Raw genomic sequence first — 25,027 nt, forward strand, 5'->3', positions numbered from 1 at the left:
GCTGTCTAGAATTACCTTCATGGCCACCAGAACCGACGCCCCCACCCGCCGCGAGCAGATTCTCAAGGAGGCCGCGCGGCTGTTCGCCGAGCGCGGGTTCCACGGAGTCGGCGTCGACGAGATAGGTGCCGCGGTCGGCATCAGCGGACCCGGGCTCTACCGCCACTTCGCGGGCAAGGACGCGATGCTCGCCGAGCTGCTCGTCGGCATCAGCGGGCGGCTCCTGACCGGCGGCAAGCGCCGTCTGGCCGAGTCCGACGGCGGCGATCCCGAGGCGCTGCTCGACTCGCTCATCGAGGGGCACATCGACTTCGCCCTCGACGACCGCCCCCTGATCACCCTGCACGACCGTGAGCTGGACCGCCTGCGCGACAGCGACCGCAAGCTGGTGCGCCAGCTCCAGCGCCAGTACGTCGAGCTGTGGGTCGAGGCGGTGCGCGAGGTCTATCCGGGCCTGGTCGAGCAGCCCGCGAGGGCCGCCGTGCACGCGGTGTTCGGCCTGCTCAACTCGACCCCGCACCTCGGCAGGTCCGGCGGACTGCCCGGCCGCGAGGCGACGGCGGGCCTGCTGCACCGCATGGCCCGGGGGGCGTTCGAGGCCGCCTAGGGCCCAGGCGTGACGTGCGTCTCTGGACGCTCCAGAAACTGGCGGGTAACCTAAGCTGAGCAAGCGCTTAGTCGTGCAGTGATGCCGTTTCCGAAGGAGCAGGTCGTGCGCCGTACCGTTTACAACGAGGACCACGAGGCGTTCCGGGACACCATCCGCGCCTTCATCGAGGCCGAGGTCGTGCCCGTCTACGACGAGTGGTTCGCGGCCGGGCAGGCCCCGCGCGACTTCTACTACAAGCTCGCCGAGCTCGGCGTCTTCGGTATCCGCGTGCCCGAGGAGTTCGGCGGCGCCGGCATCGACTCGTACAAGTTCGAGGCGGTGATGTACGAGGAGACCTCGCGCGCGGGCGTCCAGTTCGGCGGCTCCGGCGTGCACGTGCTGCTCGGCCTCCCGTACATCAAGATGCTCGCCACCGACGAGCAGAAGAAGCGCTTCCTGCCGAAGTTCGTCTCCGGTGAGGAGATGTGGGCCCTCGCGATGACCGAGCCGGGCACCGGCTCCGACCTCGCGGGCATGAAGACCACCGCCAAGCTGAGCGAGGACGGCACGCACTACGTCCTCAACGGCGCCAAGACCTTCATCACCGGCGGCGTCCACGCCGACAAGGTGATCGTCTGCGCCCGCACCGACGCGCCCACCGCCGAGGACCGCCGTCACGGCATCTCCCTCTTCGCGGTGGACACCAAGTCCGAGGGCTACTCCATAGGCCGCAAGCTCGACAAGCTCGGCCTGAAGACCTCCGACACCGCCGAGCTGGCGTTCGTCGACGTGAAGGTCCCCGTCGAGGACCTCCTCGGCGAGGAGAACAAGGGCTTCTACTACCTCGGCCACAACCTCGCCTCCGAGCGCTGGGGCATCGCCTTCGGCGCCTACGCGCAGGCCAAGGCCGCCGTCCGGTTCGCCAAGGAGTACGTCCAGGAGCGCGCCGTCTTCGGCAAGCCCGTCGCCTCCTTCCAGAACACCAAGTTCGAACTGGCCGCCTGCCAGGCCGAGGTGGACGCGGCCGAGGCCGTCGCCGACCGCGCCCTGGAGGCCCTCGACGCGGGTGAGCTGACCCCCGCCGAGGCCGCCAGCGCCAAGCTGTTCTGCACCGAGGTCGCGCACCGCGTCATCGACCGCTGTCTCCAGCTGCACGGCGGCTACGGCTTCATGAACGAGTACCCGATCGCGCGCCTGTACGCGGACAACCGCGTCAACCGCATCTACGGCGGCACCAGCGAGATCATGAAGACGATCATCGCGAAGGACATGGGCCTGTAACCCGCCCGTCCCTCCGCCTTCTGTAGAACTGGCTGTATGAATCAGGCACTGGAGTCCCTGCTCGATCTGCTCGACCTGGAGCAGATCGAGCAGGACATCTTCCGCGGGCAGTCCCGCTCCGCCGTCGTCCCCCGGGTCTTCGGCGGACAGGTGGCTGCCCAGGCGCTCGTCGCCGCCGGGCGCACCGTCCCCGGCGACCGGCACGCCCACTCGCTGCACGCGTACTTCCTGCGCCCCGGCGACCCGGGCGCGCCCATCGTGTACACGGTCGACCGGATCCGCGACGGGCGCTCCTTCACCACGCGCCGGGTCGTCGCCGTCCAGCACGGGCAGCCGATCTTCCATCTCTCGGCGTCCTTCCAGACGTACGAGGACGGGCTCGAGCACCAGGCGGCCATGCCGTCCGCGCCCGACCCCGAGACACTGCCCACCGCCGCCGAGATGCTGCCGCGCTACGCCGACGCGTTCGTCGAGCCCGGAGTCGCCGAGCGGCTCCTCGAAGCGCGCGAGGCCGTCGACCTGCGGTACGTGGACGCGCCGCCGTTCGGCAGCGTGGGCACCCCGCAGGAGCCGCGCTCGCAGGTCTGGTTCCGTACGAACGGCAAGCTCCACGGCGTCATCGACGAGCCGCTGCTGCACGTCTGCCTCGCCACGTACGTCTCCGACATGACGCTCCTCGACTCCGTGCTGCTCGCGCACGGGCGCGGGGGATGGGCCGTGGGCGACGTGGTCGGCGCCTCGCTCGACCACGCGATGTGGTTCCACCGGCCGTTCCGCGCGGACGAATGGCTCCTGTACGACCAGGAGTCGCCGTCGGCCTCGGGCGGGCGCGGCCTCGGCCAGGCCCGCATCTACACGCGCGACGGACAGCTCGCCATCTCCGTGATCCAGGAGGGCGTCGTCCGCGTCCCGCGGTGAGCCCGCGTGGTTCGCGGCGGGCGGGGATGGGACATACCGTCACGTGCATGGGCACGAGCGCTGAGCAGAGTGGGACGGCCGGGGACGCGGGCGAGGACGGCGGGGGCGAGAGCGTCACCACCGTCCTCGTGGCGGCCGCCGCCAATCTCGGGATCGCCCTCGCCAAGGCCGTCGCCGGAATCATCAGCGGGTCGAGCGCCATGCTCTCGGAGGCCGCCCACTCGGTCGCCGACACGGTCACCGAGGTGCTGCTGCTCACCGCGCTGAAGCGCAGCGAGAAGCCCGCGGACGAGGAACATCCCCTCGGCTACGGGCCCGAGCGCTACATCTGGGCCATGCTCGCCGCCGTCGCCACGTTCGTCGGCGGCGCCGTCTTCTCGATCTACGACGGCATCCACACCCTCGTGGCCGGCGAGGAGCTAGGCGACCCGCTCATCTCGTACATCGTCCTCGCCGTCGCCTTCGTCCTGGAAGGCTTCTCCCTGCGCACCGGGATCAAGCAGGTCCGCGGGGAGGCCGCCCGCACGGGGGCGCCCGTGGGCCACTATCTGCGCCGCACCCCCGACACGGCCGTCAAGGCCGTCGTCATGGAGGACTCGGCCGCCCTCGTCGGCCTGCTCCTCGCCGCGGGCGGACTGCTCGGCGGTCAGCTCACCGGCTCCGGCGTCTGGGACGCCATCGCCTCCCTGTGCATCGGCGCGCTGCTCCTGTACGTCGCCTGGGTCCTCGGACGGTCCAACGCCGAACTCCTCATCGGGCGCCCGCTGCCCAAGGCGGTCCGCCTGGAGATCCGCGAACTGCTCGCCGGCGTCGAGCACATCGAGGCCGTGCTCGAACTGATCACCCTCGTCCAGGGCCCGCGCGAGGCGCTCGTCGCGGCGAAGGTCGACCTGCGTGACACCTCGACCGCCGCGCAGATCGAGTGGGCCTGCGAGGAGGCGGCCGCCCGGCTGCGCGAGCGGTTCCCGAACGTGACCCGGGTCTACCTCGACCCGACGCCCGGGTTCGCGCAGCGGCGCGAGGAGGGGCTCAACCCGTGGGGCTGAGGCCCGCCGCGTCGAGGAGATAGGCCGTCATCGGGTCGTAGTGGCGCGGGCTCGTGACGTGGTCGTCGAGCGGCACCGTCACCTGAAGGGTGCCCTCCGCCTCGCCGACGAACAGCGCCGGGTCGTTGCAGTCCGCGTATCCGATGGAGTCGATCCCCCGCTGGCCGGCGCAGCCCGCCCAGCCGTGGTCGGCGACGACCAGGTCCGGCAGCGGGCGCCCCTCGCGCTCCAGGCCGTCCAGGATCCGCGCCATGGGGTCCGGGGAATGCGTGTGCCAGAGGGTCGCGCCGCGCTCCAGGACCGCCACGTCCGCGAACTGGAAGACCATGCCCTCGTCCGTCGACAGGCCCTCGGGGATCACGACGATCTCGCAGCCCGCCGCGCGCAGCGCCGCGGCCGTCGCGCGGTGCACGTCGAGGAGGCCGCCCGGGTGGCCCGTCGCGAACAGGACGCGCTCCTTGCCGGCCGCCGCCTTGCGCAGCCGGGCGCCCATCCGGTCCAGGGCGTCGACCGTGAGCTGCGGGTCGATGGTGTCCTGGCCGAAGCGGTACTCGGGGTCGTCGTTCACGCCGCACCGCTCCGCCATCACCGCGAGGACGTCCTGCTCGTCGCTCCAGCGGTCGCCGAGCTCCAGGCCGAGCCAGTAGTGGCGGTCGCCGTTCGCGAGCCTGCGGTAGTGGGAGAGGTTGTTGTCGCGGGGTGTGGCCACGTCGCCCGCTATGCGGGTGCGGATCAGATGGTCGACGAGCGCGGCGCGGCTGGGGATCCCGGGTATCGGCATGCCCCCCATTGTGCCGTCGGGCGCTGTGAGGAGCCCCGATGTCCCGGAGGGTGGGACGGGTGTCACTCTGTGTGGCGCAGGGCGAACCACAGCTCCATGCGCACGTCGGGGTCGTCCAGGTCGGTGTCCAGGAGCGTGGCGCACTTGGCGATGCGCTGCCGCACGGTGTTGCGGTGGACGGCGAGCGCGGTGGCCGTGCGGTCCCAACTCCCGTGCAGGGACAGCCACGTACGCAGTGTCTCGGTCAGCGCGGGTGTGTGCGCGATCGGGGCGAGGAGCGTCCGGGCGTGCGCCGTCACCTCCCCGGGGTCGAGGAGCGAGGCGAGTCCGCGCGCGTCCGCGTGGTGGTGAACGAGCGGGGCGCGGGTCGCCTTCGCCCGGGTCAGGGCCCGCGAGGCCTGCGCGTCGGCCGCCGCCAGGTCGTCCGTGGGCGCAGTGCCGCTCACCCCCATCATCCAGCCCTCCTGGGCGACGACCTCCTGGTCCGCGGGGAGCAGGGCGCGTACGAGGGAGTCGGTCGCGTCGAGGAGGGGCGTGCCGAGGGAGACGGGGGGAGGGGACGGGCGGTCGGGTGCGGCGTGGACCACCCGCCACGTGCCGTCGCCGAGCAGCGCCGCGACGGCGGCCGGCTCCTCGCCGAGCAGGAGCCGGACCAGGGCAGCCGAACGCGCCGCCTCGGCCGTCGTCTGGTGTTCGCCCGTGAGCAGGGAGAGCAGGACCACCGCGACCCCCGCGATGGTGTGGTCGCCGGGGTCGCGGTGGCCGACCGCCGTCCCCAGCGCGTAGCCCTGGCCGCCGCCCAGCGCGTACGCCGCCAGCTGCGTGCCGCCCACCGTGTCCGCCGCCGACGTGGGCGCGGGGAAGAGGCGGGTCTCGCCGGGGCGCACGATCCGCATCAGCTGCGCCATCGCCGCGCTCACCTCGGCCGACGGGTCGGGGCCCGCCCGGCCGACCTCCGTGCCGTCCGGCGCGGTGAGCACCGTCCAGCCGCTGGTGCGCTGCGCCAGCTGCCGCAGCACCGCGGGCACCGGGTAGGGGCGCGCCGCCGCCGTGGCGAGGCCCTGCTGCGCCTCGCTGACGCGGCGCAGTTCCGCGTGGCGCGCCTGGGCCATCAGCTGCCACACCGCGCGGGTCACCCCGCTGAACGTGGAGTGGGGCGGCACCTCGAAGAGCGGCAGCCCGTGCCGGTCGCAGGCCTCGACCAGGGCGCGCGGCACCGTGTCGTGCACCGGCGCGACCCCGAAGCCGAGCGCCGCCCCGCCCGCCGCGACGATCCGTGCCACGTAGTCGTCGTAATAGGGACCCGTGCCCGCCGACTCCGTCGCGTGCACCCCGGCGGTCAGCAGCAGCTCACCGCCGAGCAGATACGGGTACGGGTCGGCCATCTCGGACGTGTGCGCCCAGTGGATCACCGTGTCGGGGCCCACGGGCGGGCCCGCGATCTGGCGCAGGCCCAGGTCCTCGCGGGCGAGCAGCGCGGTGAGCGGCACCGGCGGGGTCGGCGGAACGGCCGGTGCGGGGGGCACAGAGGGGCCTGGCGGGCCCGCCGCAGGCCGGGTTGCGTCCGGCATGGTGGATGTTTTCTCCATCCAGTCGCGTGAGAGTGGATAAAAAGTACACTTCAGCGTTGCTTTCAGGCCACCTAAGGTCGTGCCGACCGCAGGCCTCGGGTACGGGCGGATGTCCCCACGGCCGGTCACCCACCCCATCTGCACGACACGCCACCGAGGTGCGCGAAGGAGGGCCCTATGGCCGTCGACTACACAGTGATCGTCGTCTATCTCGCCGGCATGCTCGCCATGGGCTGGTGGGGCATGCGCCGCGCCAAGTCCAAGAGCGAGTTCCTCGTGGCGGGCCGCAGGCTCGGCCCGATGATGTACTCCGGCACCATGGCCGCGATCGTCCTCGGCGGCGCCTCCACCATCGGCGGCGTGGGCCTCGGCTACCAGTACGGCCTGTCCGGCGCGTGGATGGTCTTCACCATCGGCCTCGGCCTGCTCGCGCTGTCCGTGTTCTTCTCGGCGCGCATCGCCCGCCTGAAGGTCTACACCGTCTCCGAGATGCTCGACCTGCGCTACGGCGGCCGGTCCGGACTCATCTCCGGCGTCGTGATGTGGGCGTACACGCTGATGCTCGCCGTCACCTCGACCATCGCCTACGCCACGATCTTCGACGTGCTGTTCGACATGAACCGCACCATCGCGATCATCCTCGGCGGCTCGATCGTCGTCGCGTACTCGACGCTCGGCGGCATGTGGTCCATCACCCTCACCGACATGGTGCAGTTCGTGGTGAAGACCATCGGCGTGCTGCTCCTGCTGCTGCCGATCGCCGTCATCAAGGCCGGCGGCTTCAGCGAGATGAAGGCCAAGCTGCCCACCGAGTACTTCGACCCGCTGGGCATCGGCGGCGAGACGATCTTCACGTACGTGCTGATCTACACGTTCGGCATGCTGATCGGCCAGGACATCTGGCAGCGCGTGTTCACGGCCCGCAGCGACAAGGTCGCCCGCGTCGGCGGCACCGTCGCGGGCACCTACTGCCTGGTCTACGCCGTCGCCGGCGCCGTCATCGGCACCGCCGCGAAGGTCATGTACCCGAAGCTGCCCAGCGCCGACGCCGCGTTCGCGACCATCGTCAAGGACGAGCTCCCCATCGGTGTGCGCGGCCTGGTGCTCGCCGCCGCGCTCGCCGCCGTCATGTCGACCTCCTCCGGCGCTCTGATCGCCTGCGCGACCGTCGCCAACAACGACATCTGGTCGCGGCTGCGGGGCGCCATCAAGCCCTCGGGCGGCGACAAGGACGAGCCCCACGACGAGGTGAAGGGCAACCGCCTCTTCATCCTGATCATGGGCGTCGCGGTGATCTGCATCGCCATCGCGCTCAACAACGTCGTCGAGGCCCTGACCGTCGCCTACAACCTGCTCGTCGCCGGGCTCCTCGTGCCGATCCTCGGCGGCCTGCTGTGGAAGCGCGGCACCGTGGCCGGCGCCCTCGCCGCAGTCTCCGTCGGCGGACTCTCCGTCATCGGCCTGATGTGGGGCTACGGGATCCTCGCCAACGAGCCCGTCTACTACGGCCTCCTGCTCTCCCTCGCCGCCTTCGTCATCGTCTCCCTGGCCACCAAGCCGACCGACGCCGCGGTGCTCGCCGCCTGGCGCGAGCGGCTCGCCGGGCGCGGGGCCGAGGCGGAGTCGGACGCGGAGCCGGCCACCGTCACCCAGTAAATTCGGAAAGCGCCGCGTAGCCCCGCCGAGGGCTGCGCGGCGCCAAGAAGCGTAGGAAAGAAGGCAATTCGCATGAGCAGCAACGAGACGCCCCGCGGTCCGGTCGACTCCTCCCGCGTCCCGCGGTACGCCGGTCCCGCCACCTTCGCCCGGCTGCCCCGCCTCGACGAGGTGGGCACCGCGGACGTGGCCGTCGTGGGCGTGCCCTTCGACTCGGGCGTCTCGTACCGGCCGGGCGCCCGCTTCGGCGGCAACGCGATCCGCGAGGCGTCCCGGCTGCTGCGCCCCTACAACCCGGCGCAGGACGCCTCCCCGTTCGCCCTCGCGCAGGTCGCGGACGCCGGTGACATAGCGGCCAACCCGTTCAACATCAACGAGGCCGTCGAGACGATCGAGGCCGCGGCCGACGACCTCCTCGGCACCGGCGCCCGCATGATGACGCTCGGCGGCGACCACACCATCGCGCTGCCGTTGCTGCGCTCGGTCGCCAAGAAGCACGGCCCGGTCGCGCTGCTCCACTTCGACGCGCACCTCGACACGTGGGACACGTACTTCGGCGCCGAGTACACGCACGGCACCCCGTTCCGTCGCGCCGTCGAGGAGGGCATCCTCGACACTGAGGCCCTCTCCCACGTCGGCACGCGAGGCCCGCTGTACGGCAAGCAGGACCTCACCGACGACGAGAAGATGGGCTTCGGCATCGTCACCTCGGCGGACATCTACCGCCGCGGCGCCGACGAGGTCGCCGACCAGCTGCGCCAGCGCATCGGCGACCGCCCGCTGTACATCTCCATCGACATCGACTGCCTCGACCCGGCCCACGCGCCCGGCACCGGCACCCCCGAGGCCGGCGGCATGACCTCGCGCGAGCTCCTGGAGATCCTGCGCGGCCTGTCGTCCTGCAACCTCGTCTCCGCCGACGTCGTCGAGGTCGCCCCGGCCTACGACCACGCGGAGATCACCGCCGTCGCCGCCTCGCACACCGCGTACGAACTGACGACGATCATGTCCCGCCAGATCGCGCAGAGCCGCGCGGCGAAGTAGTCCCCGTCGGGTTGTGGGCAGTCGTTCCGCTGGGGGTCCCCCCAGGTCCTTCAGACACTGGGGGAGGAACGGGTGGGCACAACCCGGCCACCGGGCCGCACCCGACCGACCACGCCACGCCCCGAGGGACCCATGACCCACGACCACGACCTGGAACTGCTGCCCACCGCCGCGCAGACGGCGGCCGCGCTGAACCCGCCCGCCGGCCGCAACGGCGGCGACCTCGTCGTCGAGACCCTGCACGGCCTCGGCGCGTCCACCGTTTTCGGCCTCCCCGGCCAGCACGCGCTCGGCATGTTCGACGCGCTGCGCCGCTCGGACCTGCGGTACGTGGGCCTGCGTGTGGAGAACAACGCGGGCTTCGCGGCCGACGCGTACGGGCGCGTGACCGGTGAGGTCGCGCCCCTCCTGCTCTCCACCGGACCCGGCGCGCTCATGTCGCTCGCCGCGCTCCAGGAGGCGGCGGCCGCGTCGGCGCCGGTCCTGGCCATCGGCAGCCAGATCCCGGTCGCCGGGCTCGGCGGCGGACGCCACGGCTATCTGCACGAACTCCGCGACCAGCAGGCCTCGTTCCGGGACGTGGTCAAGTCCGTCCACACCGTGCGGACGCAGTCGCAGATCCCCTCCGCGATCGCCGCCGCCTGGGAGTCCGCCCTCACCGCGCCGCACGGCCCGGTCTGGGTGGAGATCCCGCAGGACGTGCTCCTCGCGCAGACGGCCCTTCCGGTCGTCACGGCGATGGACGCGACCCCGCGCGACCTCGTGCCGCGCCCCGAACTGACCGCCGTGGCCGCGGACTTGCTGTCCCGCGCCGAGCGTCCCGTGATCATCGCGGGCGGCGGCGTAGTGCGGTCGGACGCGAGCGGCAAGCTGGTCGCGCTCGCGGAGAAGGTCAACGCCCCGGTCGTGTGCACCTTCGGCGGCAAGGGCGCGTTCCCCTGGGAGCACCCGCTCTCGCTCCAGTCGTGGATGGAGGACCGCCACACGACGGACCTCCTGGAGGACGCCGACGTCCTCCTCGTCGTCGGCTCCGGCCTGGGCGAACTCTCCTCGAACTACCACACGTTCGCACCGCGCGGCCGGGTGATCCAGATCGAGGCGGACGCCGGAAAGCTGGAGTCCAACCACCCGGCGCTCGGCATCCACGCCGACGCGCGCCTGGCGCTCTCGGCGCTCCTGGAGACGGTCACGGAACGCCCGGACCCGTCGGTACCCGAACGGGTCGCGACGCTCCTCGCGGCGGTCCGTGAACGGCTCGACGGCCAGGACCTGTCCTTCGAGCGCGAGATCCTGGGTTCTGTGAGGGCGGCACTCCCGGCCTCCTCGCCCTCCTTCTGGGACATGACGATCCTGGCGTACTGGGCCTGGTCGGCATGGCCGGGCGCGCTGCACTCGGCGCAGGGCGCGGGTGGCCTCGGTTACGGCTTCCCGGCCGCGCTCGGCGCCGCCGCGGCCGACCCGTCGAAGCCGGTCCTCGCGGTGTCGGGCGACGGCGGCGCGATGTACTCGATCGCGGAACTCGCCACGGCGAAGCAGTACAACCTGCCGGTGACCTGGCTGATCGTGGACGACGGCGGCTACGGCATCCTGCGCGAGTACATGACGGACGCATTCGGCGAGGCGACGGCGACGGAGCTCGCCCGCCCGGACTTCGTGGCGCTCGCCGAGTCGTTCGGGGTCCCGGGGGTACGGACGTCACCCGAGACGCTCCAGGACGACCTGGCCAAGGCGCTCGCGGAACCGGGCCCGTCGGTCGTGGTGCTCCCGGCGCTGCTGAAGATGTTCGCGCCTACGCATCTGGGCTGAGGCGATCAGGGCGATCGGCTGTTCGCGCGGCGGCCCCCGGGAGATGTCTTCCCGGGGGCCGCCGGCGTGTCCGGTCCCTGGTCCGCCGGGGGCCGCGTCCACGGGGTGCCGGGCAGCTCCATGACGCGCTCCCGGAACTGTTGGGGTTCGTACAACCCTTCGCCCCCATTCGAGAGTCATGTGAAACGAGTGCGCTGGAGGCGTGCTCGTTTCGATCTGGGGGGAAACGCATGACTCGCCGAATATCCATACGTGCTGCCCGCGTGCTCCCGGCGGTCATCGCCGCCGGGGTGCTCGTGCCCGTGGTCGCGGGCGCCGCGCCCGCGTCCGCCGCGACCACACCGCAGGTCACTTGTTCTTCCGACAAGGCCGGCCTCGCCGCGAAGCTTCAGAAGGGCATCACCGCCGCCCTCGCGAGCCGCAAGGGCACCGTCGCCGTCGGGCTCCACGACCGGACCACGAACACCACGTGCTCGCTTCGGGCCACGTCCTCGTACGACTCCGCCAGCGTGGTGAAGGTGACCGTTCTCGCCACGCTGCTCTGGGATGCCAAGAAGACCAACCGGTATCTGACGACGCGCGAGGCGAACCTCGCCACCGCCATGATCACCAAGTCGGACAACACGGCCACCACATCGCTGTGGAAGCAGCTCGGCACGACCAAGGTGAAGGGCTTCCTGAAGGCCGCCGGGATGACGCGGACCGTGCCGGGGTCCGGTGGCTACTGGGGGCTGACCCAGATCAACGTCCAGGACGAGCAGAAGCTGCTCTCGCTGGTCACCGCCAAGAACTCCGTCCTCAGTGACAACTCCCGCGCCTACATCCTCAAGCTCATGGGGAAGGTCGTGTCGTCGCAGCGGTGGGGCACCCCGGCCGGTGCGCCCTCGTCCGTCGCCGTGCACGTCAAGAACGGCTGGCTGCAGCGCTCCACGCACGGCTGGCGCGTGCACAGCATCGGCGCGTTCCAGGGCGGCGGACACGACTACACGATCTCTGTCCTGACACACGGCAACAGCACGATGAGTTACGGCGTGGACACGATCCAGGCCGTGGCGCGGGCCATACACAAGGACCTGACGCCGACCGCCCCGGCCGCGTCCCGGTACACGCCGACCAGCACGCCCAGGGAGGCCTTCATCGCCGTACCGCAGAAGTGAGCGCATGACCGGCCGGCAGGGACGGGGCCGGCCGAGGACCGAAGGACCGGGCGGCCTCCGTCCTTGGTCCCGGTCTGCTCCCTGATTTGTTGCGGCGGGATGAAATCCGCCGGTCTCCGCGTTGGGCCTCTCGGCAGGTCAGGACAACAGGAGGCGGACACGTGGCGGAGCAACGGGGCTGGGGCCGGCGTCTCGCCGGGTACGCGTGGCGGTACCCGAAGGACGTCGTGCTCGCGCTCGGCGCGTCCCTGGGCGGCATGGCCGTCATGGCGCTGGTGCCGCTGATCACCAAGGTGATCATCGATGACGTGGTCCAGGACCACACCCGCTCCATGGGCCCGTGGGCGGGCGCCCTGATCGGCGCCGCCCTCGTCGTCTACGTCTTCACCTACATCCGCCGCTACTACGGCGGCCGCCTCGCGCTCGACGTCCAGCACGACCTGCGCAACGAGATGTACGGGACGATCACCCGGCTCGACGGCCGGCGCCAGGACGAGCTGTCCACCGGCCAGGTCGTCGGCCGGGCGACCAGCGACCTCCAGCTCATCCAGGGCCTGCTCTTCATGCTCCCGATGACCATCGGGAACGTCCTGCTCTTCCTGATCTCCCTCGTGATCATGGCGTGGCTGTCCCTGCCGCTCACCCTCGTCGCGCTCGCCGTCGCCCCCGCCCTCTGGTTCATCGCCAAGCGCAGCCGCTCCCGCCTCCACCCCGCCACCTGGTACGCGCAGGCGCAGGCCGCCGCCGTCGCCGGGGTCGTGGACGGGGCCGTCTCCGGCGTGCGCGTCGTGAAGGGCTTCGGGCAGGAGGACCAGGAGACCGGGAAGCTCAGGGAGGTCGGGCGGCGGCTGTTCGCCGGCCGCCTGCGCACCATCCGCCTGAACTCCAAGTTCACCCCCGCACTCCAGGCCGTGCCGGCCCTCGGCCAGGTCGCGATGCTCGCGCTCGGCGGCTGGCTCGCGGTCCGCGGCCAGATCACGCTCGGCACGTTCGTCGCGTTCTCCAGCTACCTCGCCCAGCTCGTCGGCCCCGTCCGCATGCTCGCCATGGTCCTGACCGTCGGCCAGCAGGCCCGCGCCGGCGTCGAGCGCGTCCTCGAACTGATCGACACGGAGCCGTCCATCGAGGACGGCAAGATGGAACTGCCCGCCGACGCCCCCGCGACCGTCGAGTTCGACGACGTGTCGTTCTCGTACGAGGGCGCCGACCGGACCGTCCTCGACGGACTGTCCTTCGAGATCCCGGCCGGCCAGACCCTCGCCGTCGTCGGCTCCTCCGGCTCCGGCAAGTCGACCGTCTCGCTGCTCCTGCCGCGCTTCTACGACGTCACGCACGGCGCCGTCCTCGTGGGCGGCCACGACGTGCGCGAACTGACCCTCGACTCGCTGCGGGCCGCGATCGGGCTCGTGCCCGAGGACTCCTTCCTCTTCTCCGACACCATCCGCGCGAACATCGCGTACGGCGCCCCCGACGCGAGCGACGAGCAGATCGAGACCGCGGCCCGCGCCGCCCAGGCCGACCGCTTCATCGCCGAGCTCCCCGACGGCTACGACACGACCGTCGGCGAGCACGGCCTCACGCTCTCCGGCGGCCAGCGGCAGCGCATCGCGCTCGCCCGCGCCATCCTCACCGATCCCCGCCTCCTCGTCCTCGACGACGCCACGTCCGCCGTCGACGCGCGCGTGGAACACGAGATCCACGAGGCGCTGCGCGGCGTCATGGCCGGCCGCACCACCCTCCTCATCGCCCACCGCCGCTCCACCCTCGGCCTCGCCGACCGCATCGCCGTCCTCGACGGCGGGCGCCTCGCCGCGATCGGCACCCACGAGGAGCTGGAGGCCGGATCGGCCCTCTACCGGCGCCTGCTCACCGACCCCGACGAGCTCGGCGGGGTCTCGCCGGGCCACATCGCGCCCGCGCTCCCCGACGAGGACACCTCCGTACGCGACGAGCTGGACGCCGAGTTCGACGCCGAGCGAGGCATCACCCCCACCCTGTGGACGGGTGACCGAGAGCCGAAGGACACAGCGCTCTCCGGGATGCCCGCGACGCCCGAGCTGCTCGCGCAGGTCGATGCCCTGCCTGCCGCGACCGACGTCCCGGACATCGACGAGGCGCGCGCGGTGACGGCCGAGGAGTCGTACGGGCTGCGCCGCCTGCTGCGCGGATTCGGCGCGCCCCTGCTGATCAGCCTCGTGCTCGTCGCCCTCGACGCCGGCATGGGCCTGCTGCTCCCCGTGCTGATCCGGCACGGCATCGACGAGGGCGTCTCGAAGCTCGCGCTCGGCGCCGTGTGGGCGGCCGCCGGGCTCGGCCTGGTCACCGTCCTCGTCCAGTGGTGCGCGCAGATCGGCGAGACCCGCATGACGGGACGCACCGGCGAGCGGGTCCTCTACTCGCTGCGCCTGAAGATCTTCTCCCAGCTCCAGCGGCTCGGACTCGACTACTACGAGCGGGAGCTGACCGGGCGCATCATGACCCGGATGACGACCGACGTGGACGCCCTGTCGACGTTCCTCCAGACCGGTCTCGTCACCGCGTTCGTCTCCGTCGTCACGTTCTTCGGCATCATGGGCGCGCTCCTCGTCATCGACGTCCAGCTGGCCCTGGTCGTCTTCGCGACGCTGCCGCCGCTGATCGTCGGCACGTTCTTCTTCCGCCGCTCCAGCGTCAAGGCGTACGAACTCGCCCGTGAGCGTGTCTCGGTGGTCAACGCCGACCTCCAGGAGTCCGTCGCCGGGCTGCGGATCGTGCAGGCGTTCCGGCGCGAGCGCTCGGGCGCCGAGCGGTTCGCCGAGCGCAGCGGCGCCTACCGCAGCGCCCGTATCCGCGGCCAGTGGCTGATCTCGGTGTACTTCCCGTTCGTGCAGTTCCTGTCGTCCGTCGCCGCGGCCGCGGTCCTGATGGTGGGCGCGGGCCGGGTCGAGGCGGGCACCCTGACGACCGGCGCGCTCGTCGCGTACCTCCTCTACATCGACCTGTTCTTCGCGCCCGTGCAGCAGCTCTCCCAGGTCTTCGATGGCTACCAGCAGGCCACCGTCTCGCTCGGCCGAATCCAGGAGCTGCTCCAGGAGCCGACGTCCACGAAGGACGCCGAGGAACCCCTCGACGTCCTCTCCCTGCGCGGCGAGATCGCCTTCGAGGACGTGGGCTTCGCGTACGGGGCCGCCGACGGCTCCGAGGCGGCGCTCAGCGACGTGGCCCTGCGCATCCCCGCCGGGCAGACCGTCGCCTTCGTCGGCGAGACCGGAGCGGGCAAGTCGACCCTCGTCAAGCTCGTCGCCCGCTTCTACGACCCGACGGCGGGCCGCGTCACCGTCGACGGCACCGACCTGCGCGCCCTCGACCTGACGAGCTACCGCCACCGCCTCGGCGTCGTACCGCAGGAGGCGTACCTCTTCCAGGGCACCGTGCGCGACGCCATCGCCTACGGCCGCCCCGACGCGACCGACGCCCAGGTGGAGGCGGCGGCCCGAGCGGTCGGCGCGCACGAGATGATCGCCACCCTTGAGGGCGGCTACCTCCATGAGGTAGCGGAGCGCGGCCGTAACCTGTCGGCCGGGCAGCGGCAGTTGATCGCCCTGGCCCGCGCCGAGCTCGTCGACCCCGACATCCTGCTGCTCGACGAGGCGACCGCCGCGCTCGACCTCGCCACGGAGGCCCAGGTCAACCAGGCCACGGACCGGATAGCGGGCAAGCGCACGACCCTCGTCGTCGCGCACCGGCTCACCACCGCGGCCCGCGCCGACCGGGTCGTGGTGATGGCCGACGGGCGCGTCGCGGAGGACGGCACGCACGCCGAGCTCCTCGCGCTCGGCGGGCGGTACGCGGAGCTGTGGCGGACCTTCGCCGGCGAGCCCGAGCCCGAGGCGGAGATCAGCTCTTCGCTGTGACGGCGGGACCGGTGCAACCGACGGGTGTGTGTGCGGCGTCCGTTCATCAGTACGCTGTGGCACACGTGACTGGAGGGGCGACGGTGGGTGGAGGCATGAGCGAGGGCGCCATACGCAGACGGCTGGCGGCCGCGGCAGCAGTACTGATCTCCTCGGCGCTGCTGGCCCTCGCGGGGCCGGCCGTCGGCACGGCCCAGGCAGCGGCGATCTGTCCCGGCCACAAAGTGCGCACCCTGCCGTTCTCCACCGGCAGGACGGTCCTCTACCGCAGCGGGAACTACCTCTGCGCGGTCACCCTCCCCAAGCGCGAAGGCGTACGGCAGAAGATGTCGGTCAGCGTGCAGGCCCGCGGCAGCAGGCCCGTTCAGGACAGCGGGCGCTACACCCACCACGCGGGCCCGGTGACCGTCCACACGGGCCACCGCTGCGTGTGGGTGAGGGGCGCGGTCGGCGGGGCGTCGGTGAGCTCGGGCTGGATCTTCTGCTGAACGCGTGCCCCGTGCGCTCACAGAACACCAAGAACCCCTGACAGAACAGATGTTCCTCCGCTAGGTTCCGGTGCGCATCTGTGTTCTACAGGGGAGTATGCATGCGCAATGCGCTGAGATGGCTGCTGGCGCTCGTGGTGCTGATAGGCACCGCGAGTACGGCCACAGCGGCCACCGCCGCTCAGGCCCGGCCGGCGGCCGCCGACACCAGTACCGATATCAAGGACCGGCTCCTCGCCATACCCGGCATGAGCCTGGTGGAGGAGAAGCCCTACACCGGCTACCGCTACTTCGTCCTCAACTACACCCAGCCGGTGGACCACCGGCACCCGTCCATGGGCACGTTCCAGCAGCGCATCACCGTGCTGCACAAGGACGTCAGCCGCCCGACGGTCATGTTCACCAGCGGCTACAACGTGTCCACGACGCCCAGCCGCAGCGAGCCGACCCGCATCGTCGACGGCAACCAGATCTCCGTGGAGTACCGCTACTTCACCCCGTCCCGGCCCGCCCCGGCCGACTGGTCCAAGCTCGACATCTGGCAGGCGGCCAGTGACCAGCACGGCATCTACCAGGCCCTCAAGCCGATCTACGGCAAGAACTGGCTGACCACCGGCGGTTCCAAGGGCGGCATGACGGCCACGTACTACGAGCGCTTCTACCCGCGCGACATGGACGGCGTCGTCGCGTACGTCGCGCCGAACGACGTCGTGAACAAGGAGGACTCGGCGTACGACGACTTCTTCAAGACGGTCGGCCCGAAGGACTGCCGCGTGGCGCTGCAGAACGTGCAGCGCGAGACGCTGGTGCGCCGTGACGCCCTGGAGAAGAAGTACGCGGAGTACCTGAAGGCCAACAACTACACGCTGGACACCGTCGGTTCGCTGGACAAGGCCTACGAGGCCACCGTCCTCGACCTGGTGTGGGGCTTCTGGCAGTACCAGCCGTCGCAGACGGCGTGCGCCGAGGTGCCCGACGCCGCGACGGTCACCGACCAGGCGCTCTTCGACTACGTCGACGCCGTCGGCGGCTGGTCCTCGTACGCGGACCAGAGCCTCGCCACGTACACGCCGTACTACTACCAAGCGGGTACGCAGCTCGGCTCGCCCGACATCAAGCAGCCCTGGCTGGGCAACCTGTCGCGCTACGGCTACCAGCCGCCGCGCAACTTCGTGCCGCGCTCCATCCCGATGAAGTTCCAGCCGTCGGCGATGCGCGACGTGGACTCCTGGGTGCGCCACCACGCGACACGGATGCTGTACGTCTACGGCTCCAACGACCCGTGGGGCGCCGAGCGGTTCCGCCCGGGCAAGGGCTCGACGGACTCGTACGTGCTCACCGCCCCCGGCGCCAACCACGGGGCGAACGTCGCCGGTCTGAACGCCGACGACAAGACGTTCGCCACGGAGCGGATCCTGAAGTGGGCCGGCGTCTCCGCCCCCGCCGCGCAGGCCGCCAAGCCGCTGGCCCCGTACGACGCCAGGCTCGACAAGCGTGACGTCCAGCGTGAGCTGACCCTGCGGCCGTAGGGCCTCTTGTTTGGATCAGGCTGGGCTCGCGGGGTCTGTGATCCAGCCCGATCCGAACGAAAGACCCTGACCCGCCGGAACTACACCCGGACCGCGCATCCCACCGGTTCGGACCCGCCCAGCGTCACGTACAACGCCGTGAGCGCAGGGCACTCGGCGCGGTCGACCGTCGCGGCGGCCACCCGGTACCGGGGTTTCTCCTCGCCGGAGCCGTCGCAGGCGGTCTCGCGGACCTGGCCGCGGCCCGCCGCGTACACGCAGTCCCCGACGATCGTGCGGGGCCCGCCGCCGCCCCCCGGATCCCCGGGGTGCGGCGGCTCCAGGTTGCGCATGCAGGCGTAGCCCTGCGGGATCTCCCCGGCGGCGGTTCCGTCGCTTCCGACGGGCGGGGGCCGGTCCTCGCTGAGGTGCAGGACGAAGTCGGTGCGGGCCGGGCACATCGGCCCGTCCGCCGCCTTTCCGTCGTAGCGCGCGGTGACCCGCGCCACCGCCCGCTCGCTCCTGCACGGCACCTCGGTGAACGTGTTGCGCCCCCGCGAGCTGCACTCGTCCACGCCGAGGAACACCACCCCGTACCCCGACGGCGACCGGTCGGCCCCCGGCGAAGGTCCGCCGGACCCCGGATTCGGCGACCCCTGACACGCCACGAGCGTCATGGCGAGCGACGCCGCGCACACCGCCCCCACCCTCCGCGCCCTGTTCCACGCAAGCATGGCAATCCCCCCGATACACGCCTCAGCGTGACCCGCCGGGGCGGGCGCACGCCAGGCGTACAGGGTGGTTTGGGCCAGTTGGGGGTGGTGCGCCGGGTGTGCGGCGTACGTCTAGTACGACAATCCGTAGCCGATCGGGTACAGCACCTGCGCCGGATCGTCGGCCCGCTGCACCGGAACGGGCAGCTTGCCCCGCGGCCTGGCCCGGCCGGCGATCACCCGGACCGCGGCCCGCAGTTCGACGTCGGTCCACGAGTACGAGGCGAGCGAGGCCCCGACGCCTGGCACTTGCGCGATGTCGTACGGGTTGCGGATCGCGACCGCGACGACCGGGACGCCGGTGGCGGTCAGGGCGTTCACGAGCCGCTGCTGAGCGCTGCCCGCCGTGACGTTGTACGTGCCGACCAGGACCGCGTCCTTGCCCTGAGCGGCGGCGACCGCCTCGTCGATCTTCGCCTGGTTCGGTGCCGTCCCGGTCGACAACACCGTGGCGGCGAAGCCGAGTTCGGTCAGGGCCTGGCCGAGTGTCGTCGTCGGCGGGCCCGTCGTGCCGGAGGGCGAGGCCGGGTCGGCGCCGACCACGAGGACGTTCCTGTGGGTGCGGCGCGACAGCGGGAGCAGCCCGTTCTTGTTGAGCAGGAGCGTCGTGGTGGCCTCGGCGATGCGGTCGGCGGCAGCCAGGTGCTCCCGGGTGCCGACGGTCTTGTCGACGCCGCGGCCGGTGACGTACGGCTCGTCGAACAGGCCCAGCTTCTCCTTTAGGCGCAGGACGCGCAGGATCGACTCGTCGAGGCGCTCCTCCGTCAGCTCGCCGTTCTTCACGGCGCCGAGGACGGCGTTCCAGGACACCTCCAGGGAGGGCGGGTTGAGGAGCTGGTCCACGCCCGCCTTCAGGGCGAGCACCGGCACGCGGTCGTCGCCGTACTTGTCGCGTACGCCCTGCATGCCGAGGGAGTCGGTGACGATGAGGCCCTCGAAGCCGAGTTCCTGGCGCAGGATGCCCGTCATGATCGGGTGCGAGAGCGTCGCCGGGTCGCCCGAGCCGTCGAGGTCGGGGACCATGATGTGCGCGGTCATGATCGAGTCGATGCCCGCGGCGATGGCGGCCTTGAACGGCGGCGCGTCGATCTCCTGCCACTGCGCGCGCGTGTGCGTGATGATCGGGAAGCCGAAGTGGCTGTCGGTGGCGGTGTCGCCGTGGCCGGGGAAGTGCTTGGCCGTGGAGGCGATGTCGGCGCTCTGGTAGCCCTTGACCTCGGAGGCGACCAGGCCCGCGACGGCCTCGGGGTCGGCGCCGAAGGAGCGCACGCCGATGACCGGGTTGGCCGGGTTGATGTTCACGTCGGCGTCGGGCGCGTAGTTCTGGCGGATGCCGACCGCGCGCAGTTCGGCGCCGGCGATCCGGCCCAGGGTGCGGGCGTCGGAGCGGGAGCCGCCCGCGCCGATGGCCATGGCGCCCGGGAAGAGTGTCGCGGGCTCGCCGACGCGGCAGACGATGCCGTGTTCCTGGTCGGTGGAGATGAGCAGCGGGATACGGCTCGGCTGGGCGAGGCCCGCGCGCTGGATGCCGTTCGACAGGTCGGCGATCTGGTGCGGGTCGCGGGTGTTGTGCGCCCAGGTGAAGTAGATGATGCCGCCGAGCTTGTACTTGTCGATCAGTTCGGCCGCGGTGCGGACGCCGATCTCGGCGAGGTTGGCGTCGATGTCGGCCTGGTCGGGGTCGGTGGCGGAGTGGCCGTAGACCCGCATCACGAAGAGCTGGCCGACCTTCTCCTCGAGGCTCATCCGGGAGATGAGCTGCTTGAGTCGCGCGTCCTTGCCCTTGCGTGACGTGTCGTCGGCCTGGGCCGGGGCGCCGGACAGGGTGACCGCGGCGGCGCCCGCGGTGGCGGCGGCGAGCAGGGTGCGTCTGGACAGGCTGTGGTGCACGTGCGCACTCCTTCCGGAGGAGAACTGGTGATCCATACCCTGAAAGAAACTTCCGAGGGCCACGATTATCCGGAAAGTTTCTGCCAGTCAAGGGTGCGCGCAGTCGGTGCGGCAGAAGGGTCGGGGGAGGGGCCGGGGAGGGGCCGTCACCGGCGCAAAGGAAGGGGGCGCGCCGGTGACGGCGTGCTGCCGGCCGCAGGCGGCGGAGAGGGTGGTCAGCATTCGCAGCCAGCAGCGAGGCCGACACCGCTCTGCGGGGACTCTCCGGCAGCACGCCGTTCTGACGGAGCGGTACGCGGGCGGGTTCCCCACCTCCCGAGGATTGCCGGAAAGTGGTGCGCCGGTGAAGCCAGGGGAGCGGCACCGCTCCTGAGCGCCGGTCAGCGAGTCTGATCCACCTGATCACCTGATCGGCCTGACCCGTCTAGTCCGGCTGACCCGTCTGACCCGTCTGACCCGTCCGACCCGTCTGATCCGGCTGATTTGTCTGATCCGGCGCCCGGGTGACCTCGCCCCACCGCTCCCGCAGCGTCCGTACCGCCTCCGCGATGGCCGGCCTGCGCGACGCCCCTGTCCGCCACAGCGCGTACAAGTGCCGTACGGGCATGGGATCCAGCGGCACGGCGACGACGCCGTCCGGCAGCGGGCCGCGGCCGAGCCGGGGGATCAGTGCGACGCCGAGCCCGGCCGCGACGAGCGCGGTCAGCGTCGGGTTCTCCTCGGCCTGGTGCCTGATGTCGGGCTCGAAGCCCGCCGCCCGCAGCGTCCGCACCAGCCAGTCGTGGCACACCCGACCCGGCGGCTGTGACACCCACCGCTCGCCGCCGAGCTCCTCGCGGCGCACCGCGTCACGTCCCGCGAGCGGATGCCCGGCCGGCACGAGCAGGTCGCACAGGTCGTCCCCGATGGCGGCCTGCTCCACGCCGGCGGGGGCCGGCAGCGGCGCGATGTCCCAGTCGTGCGCGACGGCCAGGTCGACGGCCCCCTTGGCGACCAGATCGACCGACAGATGCGGGTCGACCTCCGTGAGCCGGGCATCCAGCGCGGGATGCCGTACGGCGAGATCCGCGAGGACGGACGGCAGCAGACCGCGCGCCGCCGAGGCGAACGCGGCGATCGTCAGCCGCCCGGCCGGGAGCCCGCGCCGCTCCTCCAGATCGGTCTCGGCGCGCTCGACGATCACCATCAAGTCCTGTGCCGTACGGGCGAGTTCGACGGCCTCGTCGGTGAGGCGGACGCCCCGCCCGTGCCGTTCGAGGAGCACGGTCCTCGTCTCCCGCTCCAGCTTGGAGATCTGCTGCGAGACCGCGGACGGCGTGTAGCCGAGCGCCGCCGCGGCGGCCCCGACCGTGCCGTGCACGGAGACGGCGTGCAGCGCGCGCAGCCGCTGGAGATCGAGCATGCCGGCCTCCCGGTGGGCCTGGGGCGGAGCCTGGGGTATTCATCAGCGTTACTGAATTCAAACATGCAGACATTCGCGCTGGTGCTACACGGTCGTGCCCGGTGATCCTCGACGCATGGCTCCTACGCTCCCCATGCGCCCGTCCCACATCGCGCTCGCCGTCCTCGTCACCGCCATCTGGGGCGTCAACTTCGTCGTCATCGAGGTCGGCCTCGACCACTTCCCGCCGCTGCTCTTCTCGGCCCTGCGCTTCCTCGTCGCGGCACTGCCCGCCGTGTTCTTCGTGGGGCGGCCCAAGGTGGCGTGGAAGTGGGTCGTCGGTGTCGGACTGGCCCTCGGCGTCATGAAGTTCGGCCTGCTCTTCGTCGGCATGAACCAGGGGATGCCCGCCGGGCTCTCCTCCCTCGTCCTGCAGATCCAGGCCGTGTTCACCGCCCTGTTCGCCTTCGTCGCGCTCGGCGAACGGCCCGGCCGGATCCGCCTCGCCGGCATGGGCGTCGCGCTCGCCGGGATCGGGGTCGCCGCCGCCGACGAGGGCGCGAGCGGCCCCCTGCTCGGCTTCACGCTCGTCGTCGTGGCCGCCGTCGGCTGGGGCGTCTCGAACGTCCTCACCCGCAAGGCGGCGCCGTCCGCCCCCTTCACCTTCATGGTGTGGACGTCGGCCGTCCCCGTCCTGCCGCTGCTCGCGCTCTCCCTCACCTTCGAGGGCTGGGACCGCGACACACAGGCGCTCGCGTCGCTCGACCTGACCGGCGCCGGCATCATCGCGTTCGTCGCCTGGGTCACCACGCTCTTCGGCTTCGGCGCCTGGAGCTTCCTGCTGCGCAGCCACCCCGCCTCGTCGGTCGCCCCGTTCACGCTGCTCGTCCCGGTGTTCGGGATGTCGTCCGCCGCGCTCTTCCTCGGCGAGAGCGTCAGCCCCCTGCGCTGGTGCGCCGCCGCGCTGCTCGTCGGCGGCGTCGCCCTCGCCTCGCTCGCGCCCGCTCCCCGGAACCGGGCCGTCCAGCGTGTGGACACTCCGGCGCCCGCGCGGCCCGTCGAGGACCATGAAGCGCATGCCAGTCGTTGAGATCCCCGGTTCCAAGTCCGTGACGGCGAGGGCCCTGTTCCTCGCCGCGGCCGCGCAGGGCACCACCACCCTCGTGCGCCCCCTCAGCTCCGACGACACCGAGGGCTTCGCCGAAGGGCTGATGCGGCTCGGCTACGGCGTGGAACGCGGCTCGGACGCCTGGCACATCGAGGGCCGCCCCACGGGCCCCGCCGCCACGGACGCCGACGTGTACTGCCGGGACGGCGCGACCACCTCCCGCTTCCTGCCCACGCTCACGGCGGCCGCCGCGCACGGTACGTACCGCTTCGACGCCTCGCCCCAGATGCGCCGCCGCCCCCTCGCGCCGCTCACCAGGGCCCTGCGCGACCTGGGTGTGGACCTCCGTCACGAAGAGGCCGAGGGGCATCATCCGCTCACGGTCACGGCGGGCGGGGTCCGGGGCGGCGACGTCACCCTCGACGCGGGCCAGTCCTCCCAGTACCTCACCGCGCTCCTGCTGCTCGGCCCGCTGACCAGGACCGGCCTGCGCATCACGGTCACCGACCTGGTCTCGGCGCCGTACATCGGGATCACCCTCGCGATGATGCGCAGCTTCGGGGCCGAAGTCCGCCGCGACGGCAGTGTGTTCACGGTCGCGCCCGGCGGCTACCGTGCCACCACCTACGCGATCGAACCCGACGCCTCGACCGCGAGCTACTTCTTCGCGGCGGCGGCCGTCACCGGCGGCGAGGTCACCGTCGAAGGGCTCGGGAAGGACGCGCTCCAGGGCGACCTGGGGTTCGTCGACGTACTGCGGCGCATGGGCGCCGGGGTGACGACGACGGCGGACCGCACCACGGTCACCGCCCCCGGCCCCGCGGGCCTGTCCGGCATCACCGTCAACATGCGGGACATCTCCGACACGATGCCGACCCTCGCCGCGATCGCGCCGTACGCGAGCGGCCCCGTCCGCATCGAGGACGTCCACAACACCCGCGTCAAGGAGTGCGACCGCCTGGACGCCTGCGCGCAGAACCTGCGCGCGCTCGGGGTGACCGTGGCGACGGGACCCGACTGGATCGAGATCCAGCCGGGCACCCCGGCCCCGGCGCAGATCACCACGTACGGGGATCACCGCATCGCGATGTCCTTCGCGGTGACGGGCCTGCGGATCCCGGGCGGCGTCACGTTCGACGACCCGGGGTGCGTGCGGAAGACGTTCCCCGACTTCCACGAGGCCTTCGCGAAGGTGTTCGGACAGCCGTCTACGCCGACTCGTTGAGCAGCCGGGCGAGATGCTCACGCCCCGCCGTCAGAAGCCCGGGCAGCGGGGCGGCGTCCGGGTACCAGCGCTTCTCGTACTCCCAGCACAGCCACCCGTCCCAGCCCTCGCGGCACAGCACGTCCACGACCTCGGTGAGCGGCAGCACGCCCGCGCCCAGCGCGAGCGGCATCGTGTCGTCGGCGCTCGCGATGTCCTTCACCTGTACGTAGCCCAGGTGCGGGGACAGCGCCGCGTACGACTGGACGGGCTGCTCGCCGCCGAGCCATGTGTGCATGACGTCCCACAGGGCGCCGACCTGCCGGTGTCCGACCGGGCCGAGCACGCGGGTCGCGTCGGCTCCGGTGCGGTGCGAGTCGTGCGTCTCCAGGAGGATGCGCACGCCGAGGTCCGCGGCGTACTCGGCGGCGGTGCCCAGGCGCCGGGCGGCCGTGGCGTCGGCCTCGGCGCGGCTCTGCTCCGTTCCGCCGCCCGGGAAGACGCGTACGTAGGGCGCTCCGACGTCGCGGGCGAGTTCGAGGAGTGACCTGATCTCCGCGATCACGGGTTCGTCCTCGCCGGGAGCCGCCACCCGCGCGTACCCGGCGAGCCCGAGGATCTCGACGCCGGCGGCCTTGAACTCGGCGGCGGCGTCGGCCCGTTCGGTGAGCCCGAGCCCCGGGTGTACGGGTTCCTCGGGATGGGCGCGCAGCTCGACACCGTGATACCCGTGATCGTCGGCGAGCCGGACGACATCGGCGAGGGGGAGCCCGGGGACCCCGAGCGTGGAGAAGGCCAGTTTCATGGCGGGGACGCTACCGGGCCCCGGGCAGGGGTCAAGGGCACGCCGGGCGCGAGTGCGGCGGCCGGGTGAAGGGCCGCGCGACGCGCCCGTGCCCGAGGACCGCGCCTCGCGCACCCGCCCGCGTCCGA

19 protein-coding genes are annotated in these 25,027 nt (G+C 71.9%); 13 read left to right on the forward strand and 6 right to left on the reverse strand.

All coding sequences use genetic code 11. The annotated features are described in order from the left end of the window. Window positions 1-19: 19 nt before the first annotated feature. The 4 genes from OG758_RS30635 to OG758_RS30650 all read left to right on the forward strand — a co-directional run bounded on the left by OG758_RS30635 (window position 20) and on the right by OG758_RS30650 (window position 3,834). Window positions 20-607 carry an SACE_7040 family transcriptional regulator gene (locus tag OG758_RS30635; protein ID WP_100594093.1) on the forward strand — a complete coding sequence of 196 codons (588 nt, stop codon included), beginning with the start codon at window positions 20-22 and terminating at the stop codon, window positions 605-607. A 105-nt stretch (window positions 608-712) separates the two neighbouring features. Then, the gene (locus tag OG758_RS30640) at window positions 713-1,870 is read left to right on the forward strand and encodes an acyl-CoA dehydrogenase family protein (RefSeq protein WP_100594312.1); all 1,158 of its coding nucleotides are present in this window, start codon (window positions 713-715) and stop codon (window positions 1,868-1,870) included. 36 nt (window positions 1,871-1,906) lie between these two features. After that, window positions 1,907-2,788, forward strand: a complete 882-nt coding sequence (locus tag OG758_RS30645) for an acyl-CoA thioesterase (RefSeq protein ID WP_266564016.1) — start codon at window positions 1,907-1,909, stop codon at window positions 2,786-2,788. Window positions 2,789-2,835: 47 nt separating this feature from the next. After that, window positions 2,836-3,834, forward strand: a complete 999-nt coding sequence (locus OG758_RS30650) for a cation diffusion facilitator family transporter (protein ID WP_326712887.1) — start codon at window positions 2,836-2,838, stop codon at window positions 3,832-3,834. On the opposite strand, the gene OG758_RS30655 is transcribed toward OG758_RS30650, so the two are convergent. After that, window positions 3,818-4,615 (reverse strand): phosphatase, encoded by a 798-nt coding sequence (locus OG758_RS30655; protein WP_326712888.1) that lies wholly within the window; start codon window positions 4,613-4,615, stop codon window positions 3,818-3,820. The two genes, OG758_RS30650 and OG758_RS30655, sit on opposite strands and share 17 nt — an antisense overlap. Before the next feature lie 62 nt (window positions 4,616-4,677). Continuing rightward, window positions 4,678-6,186, reverse strand: coding sequence for a PucR family transcriptional regulator ligand-binding domain-containing protein (locus OG758_RS30660; RefSeq protein ID WP_326712889.1), 1,509 nt, complete (start codon window positions 6,184-6,186; stop codon window positions 4,678-4,680). Between the two features lie 177 nt (window positions 6,187-6,363). Between OG758_RS30660 and OG758_RS30665 the strand changes: the two genes are divergently transcribed. From OG758_RS30665 to OG758_RS30695, 7 genes are all read left to right on the forward strand, one after another. Then, window positions 6,364-7,842 (forward strand): sodium:solute symporter, encoded by a 1,479-nt coding sequence (locus OG758_RS30665; RefSeq protein WP_326712890.1) that lies wholly within the window; start codon window positions 6,364-6,366, stop codon window positions 7,840-7,842. A 72-nt stretch (window positions 7,843-7,914) separates the two neighbouring features. Beyond that, window positions 7,915-8,886: an agmatinase gene (speB, locus tag OG758_RS30670; RefSeq protein ID WP_326712891.1), complete on the forward strand. Its 972-nt coding sequence runs from the start codon at window positions 7,915-7,917 to the stop codon at window positions 8,884-8,886. Window positions 8,887-9,018: 132 nt separating this feature from the next. Further along, entirely contained in the window at window positions 9,019-10,692 is a 1,674-nt protein-coding gene (locus tag OG758_RS30675; RefSeq protein ID WP_326712892.1) for a thiamine pyrophosphate-binding protein, read from the forward strand. A 230-nt stretch (window positions 10,693-10,922) separates the two neighbouring features. After that, on the forward strand, window positions 10,923-11,849 hold the full coding sequence (locus OG758_RS30680; protein ID WP_326712893.1) for a serine hydrolase: 927 nt from the start codon (window positions 10,923-10,925) through the stop codon (window positions 11,847-11,849). A gap of 161 nt (window positions 11,850-12,010) precedes the next feature. Beyond that, window positions 12,011-15,742 carry an ABC transporter ATP-binding protein gene (locus OG758_RS30685; protein WP_326712894.1) on the forward strand — a complete coding sequence of 1,244 codons (3,732 nt, stop codon included), beginning with the start codon at window positions 12,011-12,013 and terminating at the stop codon, window positions 15,740-15,742. Between the two features lie 95 nt (window positions 15,743-15,837). Further along, complete coding sequence (locus tag OG758_RS30690) at window positions 15,838-16,230, forward strand: hypothetical protein (RefSeq protein ID WP_326712895.1); 393 nt, start codon at window positions 15,838-15,840, stop codon at window positions 16,228-16,230. A 101-nt stretch (window positions 16,231-16,331) separates the two neighbouring features. Further along, window positions 16,332-17,759, forward strand: a complete 1,428-nt coding sequence (locus OG758_RS30695; RefSeq protein WP_326712896.1) for an aminopeptidase — start codon at window positions 16,332-16,334, stop codon at window positions 17,757-17,759. Between the two features lie 80 nt (window positions 17,760-17,839). On the opposite strand, the gene OG758_RS30700 is transcribed toward OG758_RS30695, so the two are convergent. The 3 genes from OG758_RS30700 to OG758_RS30710 form a co-directional block, all read right to left on the reverse strand. Further along, window positions 17,840-18,415 carry a hypothetical protein gene (locus tag OG758_RS30700; protein WP_326716089.1) on the reverse strand — a complete coding sequence of 192 codons (576 nt, stop codon included), beginning with the start codon at window positions 18,413-18,415 and terminating at the stop codon, window positions 17,840-17,842. 168 nt (window positions 18,416-18,583) lie between these two features. Further along, the gene (locus OG758_RS30705; protein WP_382060754.1) at window positions 18,584-20,437 is read right to left on the reverse strand and encodes a glycoside hydrolase family 3 protein; all 1,854 of its coding nucleotides are present in this window, start codon (window positions 20,435-20,437) and stop codon (window positions 18,584-18,586) included. A gap of 388 nt (window positions 20,438-20,825) precedes the next feature. Further along, window positions 20,826-21,803 carry a LysR family transcriptional regulator gene (locus tag OG758_RS30710; RefSeq protein ID WP_326712898.1) on the reverse strand — a complete coding sequence of 326 codons (978 nt, stop codon included), beginning with the start codon at window positions 21,801-21,803 and terminating at the stop codon, window positions 20,826-20,828. 133 nt (window positions 21,804-21,936) lie between these two features. Between OG758_RS30710 and OG758_RS30715 the strand changes: the two genes are divergently transcribed. Both OG758_RS30715 and aroA read left to right on the forward strand, forming a co-directional pair. After that, window positions 21,937-22,872, forward strand: a complete 936-nt coding sequence (locus OG758_RS30715; protein ID WP_326716090.1) for an EamA family transporter — start codon at window positions 21,937-21,939, stop codon at window positions 22,870-22,872. Further along, window positions 22,859-24,115, forward strand: coding sequence for a 3-phosphoshikimate 1-carboxyvinyltransferase (gene aroA, locus OG758_RS30720; RefSeq protein WP_326712899.1), 1,257 nt, complete (start codon window positions 22,859-22,861; stop codon window positions 24,113-24,115). The genes OG758_RS30715 and aroA overlap by 14 nt, the downstream gene beginning before the upstream one ends. Here the strand turns inward: aroA and OG758_RS30725 are convergent. Continuing rightward, window positions 24,099-24,899: a sugar phosphate isomerase/epimerase family protein gene (locus OG758_RS30725; protein WP_326712900.1), complete on the reverse strand. Its 801-nt coding sequence runs from the start codon at window positions 24,897-24,899 to the stop codon at window positions 24,099-24,101. The genes aroA and OG758_RS30725 overlap by 17 nt on opposite strands. Between the last annotated feature and the right edge of the window lie 128 nt (window positions 24,900-25,027).

Origin of the sequence: Streptomyces sp. NBC_01474 (assembly GCF_035918215.1) — a bacterium.
In the GTDB taxonomy this organism is placed as follows: Bacteria; Actinomycetota; Actinomycetes; order Streptomycetales; family Streptomycetaceae; genus Streptomyces; species Streptomyces aureus.

Coding starts and splice junctions, on each gene's coding strand:
- OG758_RS30635 (WP_100594093.1), top strand. CDS start 20: ATGGCCACCAGAACCGACGCCCCCACCCGCCGCGAGCAGATTCTCAAG.
- OG758_RS30645 (WP_266564016.1), top strand. CDS start 1,907: ATGAATCAGGCACTGGAGTCCCTGCTCGATCTGCTCGACCTGGAGCAG.
- OG758_RS30650 (WP_326712887.1), top strand. CDS start 2,836: ATGGGCACGAGCGCTGAGCAGAGTGGGACGGCCGGGGACGCGGGCGAG.
- OG758_RS30655 (WP_326712888.1), bottom strand. CDS start 4,615: ATGCCGATACCCGGGATCCCCAGCCGCGCCGCGCTCGTCGACCATCTG.
- OG758_RS30660 (WP_326712889.1), bottom strand. CDS start 6,186: ATGCCGGACGCAACCCGGCCTGCGGCGGGCCCGCCAGGCCCCTCTGTG.
- OG758_RS30665 (WP_326712890.1), top strand. CDS start 6,364: ATGGCCGTCGACTACACAGTGATCGTCGTCTATCTCGCCGGCATGCTC.
- speB (WP_326712891.1), top strand. CDS start 7,915: ATGAGCAGCAACGAGACGCCCCGCGGTCCGGTCGACTCCTCCCGCGTC.
- OG758_RS30675 (WP_326712892.1), top strand. CDS start 9,019: ATGACCCACGACCACGACCTGGAACTGCTGCCCACCGCCGCGCAGACG.
- OG758_RS30680 (WP_326712893.1), top strand. CDS start 10,923: ATGACTCGCCGAATATCCATACGTGCTGCCCGCGTGCTCCCGGCGGTC.
- OG758_RS30690 (WP_326712895.1), top strand. CDS start 15,838: ATGAGCGAGGGCGCCATACGCAGACGGCTGGCGGCCGCGGCAGCAGTA.
- OG758_RS30695 (WP_326712896.1), top strand. CDS start 16,332: ATGCGCAATGCGCTGAGATGGCTGCTGGCGCTCGTGGTGCTGATAGGC.
- OG758_RS30700 (WP_326716089.1), bottom strand. CDS start 18,415: ATGACGCTCGTGGCGTGTCAGGGGTCGCCGAATCCGGGGTCCGGCGGA.
- OG758_RS30705 (WP_382060754.1), bottom strand. CDS start 20,437: ATGGATCACCAGTTCTCCTCCGGAAGGAGTGCGCACGTGCACCACAGC.
- OG758_RS30710 (WP_326712898.1), bottom strand. CDS start 21,803: ATGCTCGATCTCCAGCGGCTGCGCGCGCTGCACGCCGTCTCCGTGCAC.
- OG758_RS30715 (WP_326716090.1), top strand. CDS start 21,937: ATGCGCCCGTCCCACATCGCGCTCGCCGTCCTCGTCACCGCCATCTGG.
- aroA (WP_326712899.1), top strand. CDS start 22,859: ATGCCAGTCGTTGAGATCCCCGGTTCCAAGTCCGTGACGGCGAGGGCC.
- OG758_RS30725 (WP_326712900.1), bottom strand. CDS start 24,899: ATGAAACTGGCCTTCTCCACGCTCGGGGTCCCCGGGCTCCCCCTCGCC.